Below are 12,345 nucleotides of genomic sequence, written 5' to 3' on the forward strand. Positions count from 1 at the left end.
CGAAAAGGCGGCCATTCGCTTGATCCCTTACGTCAGAGCAGCGCGGAGGCGTGCAAGCAGCGCCCGACGATCCGCGCGCGCCGCAAGCGCCTGATCCATGGTGACCTCCACGAACTGTGTCGGCGTATGCGGCTGCAATTGCCCGATCAGATCCATATCGGCCGAGATCACCGTTCCCAGCATGAAGTAACCGCCGCCGGAGACGGCATCGCGATGCAGGATGATCGGCTCCGTCCCGCCCGGCACCTGGATCGAACCATAGGGATAGCAGCTGTCGACGATGTTGGAGGGGTCCGAGCCCGCGCCGAAGGGCTGCTTGCGCTCGACGAATTCGAGCTTGCGGCCGCCGCGGAAGCGATAACCCATGCGATCGGCCTCCGGCGCCACCTTCCACTGGTCTGCAAAGAAGTTGCCCTTCGTCTCCTCGGTCAGCCGATCCCAGTAGAGCCCTGGCAATACCCTGAGCTCGGCCGGCATGCCGGGCTTGCGGCGCAGTTCTTCGGTAACGGATCGGCCGGCGCTATCCAGAGAGCCGGAACCGACGGGAAGTTCGTCTCCGGCGGCGATCGGCCTGCCGTTAAAGCCGCCGAGGGCGCCGATCGCATAGGTCGACCGGCTGCCGAGCGCTGGCGGGACATCGATGCCGCCCGATACCGCAATGCAGATCCGCGCGCCGGATTTCAGAAAGTCGAAGCTTACGGTCTGCCCCGCCTTGACCTTGAGCGCCGTCCACCCCGGCCGGAGTTCTCCGTCGATCCTGACGGGCATATCGGCGCCGGTGACCGCAATCAGGGCATCGTCGAGAAATTCGAGCTTCGGGCCCATGAAGACGGCCTCCAACCCTGCGGCACCCTCATCATTGCCGACGAGAAGATTTGCCGCCCGCATGGCATAGCGATCCATGGCGCCGCCGATGGGAATGCCGAGGTGGAAATAGCCGGGCCGCCCGAGATCCTGAACCGTGGTCGAAAGGCCGTGATGAAGAACCTTAATGGCCATGCAGCGCACCCTCCAGCCTGGTGTTGTAGCCGTCGATATCGGCCTGGTATTGCCGCAGATCGAAGCTGACCTCGCGGATCGGCGGCGCGAAGCGCCCCTTGTCGACATCCTCGACCGCCCGCTCGTAGCCGTCGCGATCGATCGGCCGGAATTTCACGATATCGCCGGGGCGGAAGAACACCATGAAATCGCGCAGATAGCTTGTCGATTGCGTGGGATCGAAGATCGGCATCGGCGTGATGCCGAACATCTGATAGCCGCCTGCGCCGCGCACGGAATAGATGCAGCCGAAACAGCCGCCATGTCCCACAGTCAGCCGCGGCGTATCGGTGCGCGGCCGGAGATATTTCGGCACTTCGATCTGCCGCTGCCGCTCTACCATCTGGTACATGAACGGCAGGCCGGCAACAAAGCCGACCATCGAAACGAACCATGGCGATCCGGCATGAGCCGATATGAAGTCCTCGACCGCTCCATAGCCGTTGATCCTGGCCGCATAGTCGAGATCTGTGCCTGTGGGCTCCTGATGCCGCTCGCGGAAGCGCATCAGCGTCTCATGGGTCCACGGATCGTTATAGAAGACAGGGATTTCGACGATGCGGGTCGTAATGACGGGCTCCGCCTTTTCGGCCACCCCCTCGATTGCCTTGACCTCGCGTAAGAGATCGTCCGGCTTGATCAGATCCGGATCGAACTTGATCTGGAAGGAAGCGTTGGCAGGGCAGATTTCGGTCACGCCTTTGATGGCGCTCTCACGCACCCCCTTGGCCATCGACAGGCTTTTGAAGAAGGCTTCAAGGGACATCTCGTCGCTGCATTCGACGAAGAGATGCTCGTCACCTCCGAATGTGAAGCGAGCAGGCATCAGGCAACCTCCGCTGATATGCCGTCAACCGCGGAAAAATCGGTCTCCAGCCAGGATTCGAGAAAACGCGTGTGAAATGTTCCCTTGCGCACCGATGGATCGCGGGCGAGCGCGAGGTGCAGGGGGATCGTCGTCGGCAGGCCCTCGATCGTCAGATTGGAAAGGGCGGCGGCCAGCCTGTCGAGGCAGGCATCGCGATCGTTGGCCCAGACGATGAGCTTGCCGAGCAGGGAATCGTAAAAGGGCGGCACGGTATAACCGGCATAAAGCATCGTGTCGAAACGGATGCCCTCGCCTTCTGGTATTGAGAGCCGCGTCACGGTGCCTGGCGCGGGCAGAAAGCCCTTGACCGGATCCTCGGCATTGATCCGGCACTCGATGGCATGACCATTCACCCGAATATCGGACTGCGACAGCGACAAGGGAGCGCCGCCCGCCACCTTGAACATTTCCTGCACCAGATCGATGCCGGTAATCATTTCGGTCACCGGGTGTTCGACCTGGATGCGGGTATTCACTTCGATGAAATAGAACTGCCTGTTATCTTCGTCGTAGAGATATTCGACCGTGCCCGCGCCGCGATAGCCGACTTCAGCGGCAAGCGCTACGGCGCTGGCACAGAGGCGCTGGCGCACCTCATCGGGAAGAAGAAAAGCCTGCGCTTCCTCCCACACCTTCTGGCGTCGCCGCTGCAGCGAGCATTCGCGCTCGAAACAATGCACGAAGTTCCGTCCGTCGCCGAAGATCTGCACCTCGATATGGCGGGCGCGGGTGATGACCTTCTCCATGTAGAGGCCGCCATCGCCGAAAGCGGCCGCCGCCTCCGCCGAGGCGAGCGGAAACTGCTCTCGAAGTTCGGCCAGCGACTGAACGATGCGGATGCCGCGCCCGCCGCCGCCGGCTGCCGCCTTGATCATGGCGGGAAAACCGGTGCGCTCGGCAATCGCCTCGGCAGCCGCAATATCAGCCACGCGGCCGTCGCTTCCCGGCACCGTCGGCACGCCGGCGCGAGCCGCAATCGCCCGCGCCGCTACCTTGTCGCCGAGCAATCGGATGGCTTCGCCGCTCGGCCCGATGAAGATCATACCTGCCGCCTCGACGGCATCGGCAAAATCTCCGTTTTCGGACAAAAACCCATATCCCGGGTGAACTGCATCCACGCCGGCCGAACGCGCCGCCGAAACGATGGCTTCAATGTTCAGATAGGATTTCTTCGGAGCCGGCGAGCCGATATTGATCGCCTCGTCGGCCAGCTTCACCGCGAGCATGTCGGCATCCGCCGCGCTATGGACCTGCACCGTGCGAATGCCGAGCGCCTTGGCGGCCTTTATGATCCTGACGGCGATCTCGCCACGATTGGCAACCAGGACAGAACGGATCGTCATGGGTCCACCTCCGCGATGATCTGGCCGGCCATAACAGGCTCTTCGTTGTCGACGAGGAAGGTGATGTTCTTGCCATCGAGGCCGGCCGGGATCTGCTGGAAGGTTTTCATGACCTCGATAAGGCCGATCGTATCGCTGGCAGCAACGGCATCGCCCTCGGCCTTGAAGGGCGGTGTATCCGGAGAAGAGGCCCTGTAGAAGGTTCCCGGAAGGGGTGATCTGATCTCAAGCTTGCTCATGGGACCTCCGCGCTGCGTCGCTGTTCAAAATCTGCGAAACGGGTGCAATTTTTATGCCTTCGGCAATGAGGGCCTCGCGCATGTGGCGCACGATATCGAGCGCACCCAAAGTATCGGAATGAAAACAGATGGAATCGAAGGCGATCGGAATATCGGCACCATTGACGGTGCGCACGACGCCTTCGGTGCAGGCCCTAATCACCTTGCGGGCGATTGCCTTCGGATCGGGACGACCCGCATCCCTGGTAAAGACGATCCAGCCCGTATCGCCGTAGTCGCGATCGGCATAGAACTCGCGGACAACAGGCTGGCCAGCCTCCTCGGCGGCAAGGCAGGTTGCCGAGCCGGCCATGCAGAAGACGAACATGTTCGGCGCCGCCGTGCGCATATATTGGATGAATATCTGCGAAAGATCCGTGTTCGCCGCCAGCTCCATATAGAGCGCACCATGCGGCTTCACGTGCTGGACGGGCACGCCATACCGTCTGGCGAACTCCCGCAGCGCGCCGACCTGATAGATCATATCGTTGACGATCTCGCGGCTGGTGCCGTTGATCTTGCGCCGTCCGAAGCCCTGGAGATCGTTGTAGCCGGGATGAGCCCCGACGCCGACCCCGTGAGCGGCCGCGATCCGCACGGTCTCATCCATCAGATTGGGATCGCCGGCATGAAAGCCGGTCGCGATATTGGCCGAACTGATGAGCGAGATGAGTTCCTCGTCATGCGCGTCGCCGATCCGCCATCGGCCGAAGGCCTCCCCCATGTCGCAGTTGATGTCGACAGCTTCCTTCATGCATTTCCTCAGATATGTGCGTTCCGATCAGGAGCGATATGAAGACGCTAGAGAGAAAGGCGCCTCTTGAAAAATACAATTTTCAAAGCAGCATTATCTGATAAAATGATATTGAAGCCTAAAATGGCGTCAATAATTATATATATTTATCAATGCATTATGGATAATGCGCAAAGTTAAGTCGAAAATCCGCTCGTTTTAGAGCTGCTAAATCTGATTCAATGCAGCGGTTTTCAGATAAATAGATGGGGGGACATCATGAGCCTGAGCCTGCGGCAGCTTCGCTATTTCATCGCAACGGCCGAATACGGGCAGATCTCGCATGCGGCCGTCAGCCTGTCGATCTCGCAGTCGGCTGTCACGGCGGCGATCAAGGATCTCGAATTGACGGTCGGCGTGTCGCTGTTCAACCGCACCCCACAAGGGATGGAGCTGACCACGGCCGGGCGGCAATTCCTCTCTCACGCCTATGAAATTCTGGCCAAGGTCGACGAGGCGACCCGTCTCAATCTCGTCAGCAGCGATATCGAGGGAGAGCTTGTCGTTGCCGCGACCTATACCGTCATCGGCTATTTCCTGCCGCTTCACATCGAGCGTATCCGCCGTCTCTATCCGAAACTGAAAATCCAGCTCTACGAGGTCAATCGCGAATCGATCGAGGAGGGCCTGCTCAGCAATCGCTACGACATTTCGGTGCTGCTGACCTCGAACATCCTCAATCCGATGCTGGCGACCGAAACCCTTCTGAGCTCGGTCAGGCGCCTCTGGCTTCCGGCGGGTCACGACCTGCAGCGCCGCGACGGCATCGGCCTGCGTGAGATCGCCGAAGAGCCCTACATAATGCTGACGGTCGATGAGGCGGCCCATTCTTCCTTGCGCTACTGGAGCCGAAGCTCCTATCAGCCCAAGGTGCTCCTGCGGACCAGTTCGATCGAGGCCGTCAGGTCGATGGTGGCAAACGGCCTTGGCGTCGCCATCCTCTCGGATATGGTGCATCGCCCCTGGTCGCTTGAGGGGCGACGCATCGAGACCGTGAACATCCAGGATCCGGTTCCGCCGATGGATGTGGGTCTGGCCTGGCGCGCCAATGTCGAATTCAGTCCGCCAATGCTTGCCTTCCGACGTTATTTCCAACAGGCCTACAGCCTGCCGGGCACCAATTCCTGATCATAACGCGCTTGGCAGCATTGGCCGGTCGGAGCTCACGCATTTCCCTGCTTCTGCGAAATCCGGCACATGGATCGACTGCGCCGCGCGTCTATTGGACGAGCACGGGTTGCATGCAGCGCGCATCCGTCACCCTTATGTCGGCCTGACCGACACCGACGCCAAGCACTCCGAGCAGATTGTAAAGGAGCTGGTCGACAGGAGCGGTGACTGCAGACAGCGTATCGGCGACGGCTCCCAGCACCGCGCTCGGCGTGCCAAGGGTGAGGATAAGCACCTGGATGCTGACGTTGGCATTTTTCAAAAGTGATTGGACGGCCGAGGTCAGGACAGTGCTGGTTGAAACGGTCTTGACCGTGCCGGCGGAAATTTCCGAGGGCTGAAAGGTCACGCGTGTCGGACTCATATTGGCGACATCGACCTGCGAACTTGCGATCACCTTCAGAAGCAGGGAATCGATGATCGCTGCCGGAGTAACCCGTGGCTTGGAACCGAAATTCACGAAGGCCGAAGTATCGACGTCTCCAAGCGCAATCTCCGCCACCCCAGGCACGGCGTCGATCCCGACGACGGCGTTCGGCATGCTGCCGCCGACACAGCTTATCGAGGCAAGCTTAGCCTCGGCGGGCGCGATTTCAACATAAAGCGGCACCCTGATCTTCAAGCCCGCAATCAGGGACAGACCAGTGACCGAAACTTCGATTGCCGCGCGCACCTGCGGCGTGCGAACGATGGTGCCAGGCGCGCCCACGGCAGCGGCCGGTGTTTGTTGTGCGATCTCTCCGATTGCCAGCGTCATCTTTGCCGTCGCAAGGCCGGGCACCGTGGCCCCGAGATCGAGCGCGATCTGCTTTTGTTGGTTGGCTGCCATCGCGGTCGCGGAGATCAGGTCCATCACGCTGATCGTCGAGGTCAGGTTGGGCGCGGTTCCCACGACATCCGTCCCCAGAGGGCCGAGGTTCACAATATCCTGCAGCTTGACGGTAAGCTTCGTGGTTCCGAGCGTCTTGCCCAGATTGTTGATGATGGTGACGACCGCAGGGGAAAGATTGGACGATTTGCCGAGCGCGCCGAGAATCTTGTCGTAGGTGACATCGGTCGCCAGGAGCTGATTGTAGCTTACCCCTGTCAGCTTGAGATCCGTCGCCAACAGATTGAGGAAGCTCAAGAGGTTTACCTTCGCGCTGATGAGCGACTGATAGTCGACGAGATTGAGAGAGACCTGCGTTCCAAGAAGAGAGCCCAGGAGCTGGTTTAGAATGCCGCCGTTGAGGCTCGCAAGCCGGGACCCGACGGAAAAGGCGGCCAGACGCTCGCTGGAAGCCGTACCTGTTGCGCTCAAGGTCGGCGGGTCGGCAAAAGCGGAGGCAAAAGGCATCACCGCCTTTTGCGTCAGTGTGACCCTTACGGAATCGGAGGGGGAGGTCCCCGATGTGAAGCGGCTTTCAGGCGCTACAGACGTGTCCGCCTTATAGGACCCTAAAGCCAGGCTGCCCAAGGTTTCATATTGGCCCGAAGTGGCTGCAGCCGCCGTGATCTGCCCGCTGGCGGTCACATAGCTACTGCCCGATGCCACCGCGGCCGTCGTGCCGTTGCTTTGAAGATTGGTCAGGAGCGCGCTTTGCGCATTTGCGATATCGGCGGCAGCCGTGATCGCGCCAATATCGCTCAACTGCTGCAGGCGCCGTTGTTGCAGCGTCATCATGCCGTAATCGATACCAAGACCAAGGCAGTAGAGGATCAAGGGAGAGACAAGCGCGGTGGTCACCGCCACATTTCCCCGCCTATCCGCCAAGGAGGCGAGCCGACCGGGAAGTCTCTTCATCAGAGGCCTCCCAGCCGGATGGTCGAATAGCGGCGGATGGTCGAATCCGGCATCACGAAAGTATAGAGGTTCCAGATTGGAAGATCGGATGCGTCGTAGGCGGCGCTCACGGTGAACTGGTTGGCATTGGCCGGGTCTGTCGCGACGGTGACCGTCAACTTGCTCTTGTTGATGAAGGCGTCGTTGATGGTCGAGCGGGTGACGAAGTCCTGAACCAGCTGGCTCCGTTCAGTGGCCGACAATCCGGCGATCGCGGTCCGTGCGGCATCGGCGGTCAGCTGCTGTAGGGAATGGGCTGCGGTGAGATAGATGCCGAAGGCAACCAATGTCAGAAGCAGTAGGAAAAAAAGCGGCGCGATTAAAGCGAATTCGACCGCTGCGGCTCCCTTCTTATCCCTGCCGAAATGAGAAACACGATACATGGTCCTGTCTCCTTCAATCGGCCGCCATCTATGCGATGACGGTCGAGGAGACCTTAGACTTTGGGCGTTAATTTTATATTTCTAAATAAGATACTTTCTAATATTATTACATCTTAATGATATTAGATACTTGATAAAGTCCTCATTATTTTCTTGATCGTCGCCACAGAATAGAGCCGCAACCATATCGCAATTCAGCGACCTCTGATCACAGCATCCGTCGCAACTGCGGTGACAGACGCCGTCATTTCTCCGGCCCTGATCGGGTCGGGAGGCCGACGCCATAACTCGTATGGCGGCGATCTACTTTTTCTTCGGCGCTAGTTCCCAGCCGCCTTGTAAGTTTCTTACAAAGCGGCGGTTCCCTTTGTAATAGGTCACGGCACCTGTGCGATCCACCTTGATCGACGTCGGCAGCGATTGCGTGACCGCTTTCAGCCGCTCGACCATGTCAAACGCTTCCTGTCTTTTTCCAGCGCGGATCAGCGCCATCAGCTTGGACTCTTGCTTCATCCTCTATACTCCCGTTCATGGAGGATCAGGGGCCGGCGGAGTGTGTGGTCCGTCAGTTGCTTTTTCATATCGATCAACCCGCTCGGCGTTGCATGAGCAGCGAACGCAGTGCCACGACCACCACGCAAACGCTGGAGACTAGAAAGATTGCGCCGGACATGGCGTAAATCGTCGGCGAAGCGCCGGCATTCATCTTGCCGAACAGCACCACCGGCAACGTGTTTTGGCGACCGGCCAGATAGAAGGCGCGCGTAAACTCGTTGAGGGACAGCAGGAACGAAAAGATGAAGGCGCTGACGAGACCCGGGCGGATCAACGGCAGCGTAATATCCAGGAACTGCCGGAGGCGGCTCGCACCAAGGTCGTCTGCCGCCATCAGATAGGTCCGCTTGACGACGGCAAAGCTTGTCAGAATGACGATGAAGGCAAAAGGCATTGCCCACAGCAGATGACCGGCAATGACGGTCAAGGCCGAAGCCTTCACGCCGGCGCGGCTGATAACGGTCGATAACGCCAGTCCCTGGATGACGCCCGGCACGAACATCGGCAGAAGCACGGTCAGGAACCACAGGCTGCGGCCGCGGTGCAGCTCGCGATACGCGAGCGCAGCGCCGAGCGACAGCAAGGTCGCGATAACAGCCGTCGCAAGCGCTATCATGATCGATTGGCCGAGCGCGGCGACAAGCGCGCTTTCCGCCCCGAGCGCGAAATACCATTTCAGCGTGATGTCGGAAAAATGCGGCAGGCCGGGCTGCAGCGCCGGATTGAAGGAAACGCCGAGCAAATAGAGCGGCGGCGCATAGATCACGGCGAGACCGATAACGGTCAGCGTCCAGATGACGATGCGCGGCGTCGTTCCCTCTCTGACGATCATTGGCCACGCTCCTCGAACAACGAGGAGAGGCCGAATATGGCGTCTCCGATCAGCACCAGTCCGAAGACGATCACAAGCATCAGCGTCGAGATCGCAAAGGCGAGCGGGAAATTGGCGACACGCATAACGTCATTGATCATCACGGACACGATCGATGCACCGGCGCCGCCAAGCATCTGCACCTCGGTCGACGAGCCTGCGACCATGACGAAGACAAATAGGAACCCAGCAAAAACACCAGAATAGGTCAGCGGCAGCAGCACGGTGCGCACCATCGTCCAGAAGCCGGCGCCGAGATCGCGCGATGCCGCCAGCGCAATCGGATCGACGCGGCGCATCGACAGCAGCACAGGGAAGGTGGCGAACGGCAGATAGGAGGCGACGAGCCCGACAATAACGGCAAAGTCGCTGAACAGCAGCCAGTCGAGCGGCGCATCGATAATCCCAGCCTGCTGAAGCAACGTGTTGATGACGCCGGTGCGGCCAAGCAACAGCCGCCAGGAAAAGGAGCGGATGAGATAAGACGTGAAAAATGGGATGGTAAGGAGAGCCGCGAGCAAAACCGACAGCCTACGCCCAGCCAGGAAATACATGGCATAGGCGGTGGGATAGGCGATGACGAGGCAAATAGCCGATGTCAGAAACGCTTTGCCGAGGGTCGACAGAAACACGCTCCAGCGCCCAGCCTCCAGCACCGCGCCATAAGCGGCGAGGCTGAACTCCGGCTTGATCCAGTAAGTCGCGGAATCCCAGGCACAGAAACTCCAGACGACGACCAAGACGAGCGGCGCAAGGCCGAGCACGAGGATCGCCGCAAGCGGAGCAGCCAGCAATAGAACTGGTGTCTTCATAGTCTAACCCTCCTTCTCCCGGCGTTGATCCCATCGGCTCGGGGCCGGCCTGTCCCTGGACAGATGAGCCAGCCCCGATCCATCGCGTTACATCAGGCGTTGCGCAGCCTCTGCCACCATTCCTCGTAGCGTTGGAAATTGTCCGGGCGGCAATTCTGCCAGTAGACCTTTCCGGAGAACTTGGCCTTCACATGATCGGCAAGCTTGGCGACGTCGTGGGCCTTATATTCGTCGGGATGGGCCTTGGCGTAGGCGAGGTTGTTGTCGGTCGGCACGAGATAACCGCGCGCCTTGCCCAATTCGCAGCCGTAGAGGCCAGCAAGCAATGCATCGACGAATTTATGGGCGGCCTCGGCCTTGCCACGCTCTGCGGCACCCTTCAGCAACACCGTGTTGTTGCCCCAGCCTTCATAGCCTTCGACGGGTGCGGCATATTCCACCTGAAGCCCGCGCTTGCGGCCTTCATAGACGATCGGTTCCCAGCCGGTCATGGCATCAACCTCTTCGTTCGCCACCAGCTGCACGCCCTGCTCCCAGCCATTCCAGAAGGTCCGGAACTGCCCATCCTTCTTGTGCTTGATCAGGAATTCCATCACGAGGCCGAGTTCGGATTCCGTCAGGTTGCCCGGATCCTTGATCGGCTTGTTTTCGGCTTCCTTGAGATAGATGGCGGTGAAGATGGCGCTGTTGATCCAGGCGTCCTCCATCGCGACCCGGCCCTTGAGCTTCGGATCGAAGATGACGCCGTAGCTGTCGACCTTGCCGAGCTTGTCGGGGCGGTAGATGATGGAGTCGGCGTTGACGACCGTCGGGATGCCGTATTGCTTGCCTTCATGGGTCAAGGTCGGGATATCCTTGGCCCATTGCCAGATGCCTGCGAAATTCGGGATCTTGGAAACGTCCCAGGGTGTGATCAGCCCCTGCTTGGCAAGCTCCCTTTCGGCGCCGCCCTGAAAGCCGCCGACATCGAAAAGATCGTTGGCATTGCCGGCGGCAAGGCGCGCGACGACCGGGCCGACATCGTTGCCGTTATCGGTGAATTCGGGCGAAACGCCGCTCTGGCGCGCAAATTCCTGCCACTTGTCGCCGATGTCGAGCGTCGCCGTGGCCCAGAATGCAACCGTTGCGTCATCGGCCATGGCCTGCGTCGCGGCCAATCCGCCAAAAGAGAGCGCGGCCGCGCCCGCGCCCATCAGCTTGAGCATGTCACGGCGCTGCATGTTGCTCCTCAAGGCGGAGGAGGCGAGATCTCTATCTTTGTTCATCGTGTCATTCCCTTCCCTCATTTTTCGCTTGTTTCAGCTATTCGGGTCCTACTCATCGCCTGCAGCCAGGGCCGGTATTCCGGAACGATCAATCAAGAGCGCAGCACCCGGCTTCAGACGCACGCGCACGCTTTCGCCCGGCATGGGCGGTGTCGCGTCCGCGCTGGTCGTTAGCACCACACGCTGGCTGTCGGCGAAAGCGAGCGTAACGTCATGGCTGAGTCCACGATAGATGCTTTCGACAACCTTAAGTTCAATTGCTTCGGTCGCTATCGCGGCAGCCGGGACAAGCTCAATCCGGTCGGGGCGGATCGCGACCAAGGCGTCGGACGGCGGCGCAGCCCCGGAAAAAGTCGCGCTCAGCCGTTGGCCGGCGATCGTGGCAATGGCCTTTTCGCCGGAAACCGCAATGCTTTCAGGCTTAAGAAGCGTATCGATACCGACAAAGCGTGCAACGAAGGCATTGACCGGCGCCTCGAAGAAACGGGACGGCACATCGGTCTGCTCGATGCGTCCCTTGTGCATGACCGCCATGCGATCGGAAAGGCTGAGCGCCTCGTCCTGATTGTGGGTAACGAGAATGAAGGTCGCGCCGGTACGCTTGTGCAGCCGCCCGAATTCGTCGCGCATCTGCTGGCGCAAGCGCTCGTCAAGTCCGGTCAGCGGTTCATCGAGGAGAAGGATACCCGGCTCCATGACGAGCGCGCGAGCGAGCGCCACGCGCTGGCGCTGGCCGCCTGAAAGAAGATTGACGTCGCGATCGGCAAAGCCGGAAAGCTCGACGAGATCCAAAGCATTCTCGACCTTGGCCTTCAGCCTGGCACCGGCAAGCCCACGCAACTTCAGCCCATAGCCGACATTCTGCGCGACATTCATATGCGGGAAGAGTCCGAGCGACTGGAAAACGGTGTTGACCGGCCGGCGATTGGCCGGAACGCCGGCCATATCTCTCCCATCGAAAAGCACGCGGCCCGAAGTCGGCCTGTCGAAACCGCCGATCAGCTTCAAAAGCGAGCTCTTGCCGCAGCCGGACGAGCCGAGCAGCGTAAAGAACTCCCCTGCTCTAATGTCGAGCGTCACGTTATCGACGGCCCGCATCGGCCCGAAACTTCTGACGATATGGTCGAGACTGATCGCAATCGCCATA

Annotated in this window: 13 protein-coding genes; 1 reads left to right on the forward strand and 12 read right to left on the reverse strand. The window is 60.0% G+C overall.

The genetic code is table 11. The annotated features are described in order from the left end of the window. Nucleotides 1-27 precede the first annotated feature (27 nt). Genes FP026_RS05330 through FP026_RS05350 form a run of 5 tightly spaced genes read right to left on the reverse strand, consistent with a single transcriptional unit; the run spans nt 28 to nt 4,281 of the window. A complete protein-coding gene (locus tag FP026_RS05330) occupies nt 28-999 on the reverse strand; it encodes a biotin-dependent carboxyltransferase family protein (protein WP_149633572.1) in 972 nt (323 codons plus the stop codon). After that, a complete protein-coding gene (locus FP026_RS05335; protein WP_149633573.1) occupies nt 989-1,864 on the reverse strand; it encodes a 5-oxoprolinase subunit B family protein in 876 nt (291 codons plus the stop codon). The genes FP026_RS05330 and FP026_RS05335 overlap by 11 nt, the downstream gene beginning before the upstream one ends. Next, the gene (locus FP026_RS05340) at nt 1,864-3,249 is read right to left on the reverse strand and encodes an acetyl-CoA carboxylase biotin carboxylase subunit (RefSeq protein WP_149633574.1); all 1,386 of its coding nucleotides are present in this window, start codon (nt 3,247-3,249) and stop codon (nt 1,864-1,866) included. Before FP026_RS05340 ends, FP026_RS05335 begins: the two co-directional genes overlap by 1 nt. After that, nucleotides 3,246-3,488 (reverse strand): acetyl-CoA carboxylase, encoded by a 243-nt coding sequence (locus FP026_RS05345; RefSeq protein ID WP_149633575.1) that lies wholly within the window; start codon nt 3,486-3,488, stop codon nt 3,246-3,248. Before FP026_RS05345 ends, FP026_RS05340 begins: the two co-directional genes overlap by 4 nt. Further along, complete coding sequence (locus FP026_RS05350; protein WP_149633576.1) at nt 3,475-4,281, reverse strand: 5-oxoprolinase subunit PxpA; 807 nt, start codon at nt 4,279-4,281, stop codon at nt 3,475-3,477. Before FP026_RS05350 ends, FP026_RS05345 begins: the two co-directional genes overlap by 14 nt. A 258-nt stretch (nt 4,282-4,539) precedes the next feature. Between FP026_RS05350 and FP026_RS05355 the strand changes: the two genes are divergently transcribed. Next, nucleotides 4,540-5,448: a LysR family transcriptional regulator gene (locus FP026_RS05355; protein ID WP_149633577.1), complete on the forward strand. Its 909-nt coding sequence runs from the start codon at nt 4,540-4,542 to the stop codon at nt 5,446-5,448. 91 nt (nt 5,449-5,539) lie between these two features. Here the strand turns inward: FP026_RS05355 and FP026_RS05360 are convergent, their stop codons facing one another. The 7 genes from FP026_RS05360 to FP026_RS05390 all read right to left on the reverse strand — a co-directional run bounded on the left by FP026_RS05360 (nt 5,540) and on the right by FP026_RS05390 (nt 12,344). After that, nucleotides 5,540-7,273 (reverse strand): pilus assembly protein TadG-related protein, encoded by a 1,734-nt coding sequence (locus FP026_RS05360; protein ID WP_149633578.1) that lies wholly within the window; start codon nt 7,271-7,273, stop codon nt 5,540-5,542. After that, nucleotides 7,273-7,695 carry a TadE/TadG family type IV pilus assembly protein gene (locus tag FP026_RS05365; protein WP_149633579.1) on the reverse strand — a complete coding sequence of 141 codons (423 nt, stop codon included), beginning with the start codon at nt 7,693-7,695 and terminating at the stop codon, nt 7,273-7,275. Before FP026_RS05365 ends, FP026_RS05360 begins: the two co-directional genes overlap by 1 nt. Nucleotides 7,696-7,998: 303 nt before the next feature. Continuing rightward, nucleotides 7,999-8,208, reverse strand: a complete 210-nt coding sequence (locus FP026_RS05370; RefSeq protein ID WP_112344522.1) for a hypothetical protein — start codon at nt 8,206-8,208, stop codon at nt 7,999-8,001. Nucleotides 8,209-8,281: 73 nt separating this feature from the next. Beyond that, a complete protein-coding gene (locus FP026_RS05375) occupies nt 8,282-9,082 on the reverse strand; it encodes an ABC transporter permease (RefSeq protein WP_149633580.1) in 801 nt (266 codons plus the stop codon). Next, nucleotides 9,079-9,933 carry an ABC transporter permease gene (locus FP026_RS05380; protein ID WP_149633581.1) on the reverse strand — a complete coding sequence of 285 codons (855 nt, stop codon included), beginning with the start codon at nt 9,931-9,933 and terminating at the stop codon, nt 9,079-9,081. Before FP026_RS05380 ends, FP026_RS05375 begins: the two co-directional genes overlap by 4 nt. 92 nt (nt 9,934-10,025) lie before the next feature. Further along, the gene (locus FP026_RS05385; protein ID WP_149633582.1) at nt 10,026-11,198 is read right to left on the reverse strand and encodes an ABC transporter substrate-binding protein; all 1,173 of its coding nucleotides are present in this window, start codon (nt 11,196-11,198) and stop codon (nt 10,026-10,028) included. Nucleotides 11,199-11,246: 48 nt separating this feature from the next. Further along, nucleotides 11,247-12,344, reverse strand: coding sequence for an ABC transporter ATP-binding protein (locus FP026_RS05390; RefSeq protein WP_149633583.1), 1,098 nt, complete (start codon nt 12,342-12,344; stop codon nt 11,247-11,249). Between the last annotated feature and the right edge of the window lies 1 nt (nt 12,345).

Source organism: Martinezella tropici, from assembly GCF_008370325.1.
Lineage (GTDB): Bacteria > Pseudomonadota > Alphaproteobacteria > Rhizobiales > Rhizobiaceae > Rhizobium > Rhizobium tropici_B.

Coding starts and splice junctions, on each gene's coding strand:
- FP026_RS05330 (WP_149633572.1), bottom strand. CDS start 999: ATGGCCATTAAGGTTCTTCATCACGGCCTTTCGACCACGGTTCAGGAT.
- FP026_RS05335 (WP_149633573.1), bottom strand. CDS start 1,864: ATGCCTGCTCGCTTCACATTCGGAGGTGACGAGCATCTCTTCGTCGAA.
- FP026_RS05340 (WP_149633574.1), bottom strand. CDS start 3,249: ATGACGATCCGTTCTGTCCTGGTTGCCAATCGTGGCGAGATCGCCGTC.
- FP026_RS05345 (WP_149633575.1), bottom strand. CDS start 3,488: ATGAGCAAGCTTGAGATCAGATCACCCCTTCCGGGAACCTTCTACAGG.
- FP026_RS05350 (WP_149633576.1), bottom strand. CDS start 4,281: ATGAAGGAAGCTGTCGACATCAACTGCGACATGGGGGAGGCCTTCGGC.
- FP026_RS05355 (WP_149633577.1), top strand. CDS start 4,540: ATGAGCCTGAGCCTGCGGCAGCTTCGCTATTTCATCGCAACGGCCGAA.
- FP026_RS05360 (WP_149633578.1), bottom strand. CDS start 7,273: ATGAAGAGACTTCCCGGTCGGCTCGCCTCCTTGGCGGATAGGCGGGGA.
- FP026_RS05365 (WP_149633579.1), bottom strand. CDS start 7,695: ATGTATCGTGTTTCTCATTTCGGCAGGGATAAGAAGGGAGCCGCAGCG.
- FP026_RS05370 (WP_112344522.1), bottom strand. CDS start 8,208: ATGAAGCAAGAGTCCAAGCTGATGGCGCTGATCCGCGCTGGAAAAAGA.
- FP026_RS05375 (WP_149633580.1), bottom strand. CDS start 9,082: ATGATCGTCAGAGAGGGAACGACGCCGCGCATCGTCATCTGGACGCTG.
- FP026_RS05380 (WP_149633581.1), bottom strand. CDS start 9,933: ATGAAGACACCAGTTCTATTGCTGGCTGCTCCGCTTGCGGCGATCCTC.
- FP026_RS05385 (WP_149633582.1), bottom strand. CDS start 11,198: ATGAACAAAGATAGAGATCTCGCCTCCTCCGCCTTGAGGAGCAACATG.
- FP026_RS05390 (WP_149633583.1), bottom strand. CDS start 12,344: ATGGCGATTGCGATCAGTCTCGACCATATCGTCAGAAGTTTCGGGCCG.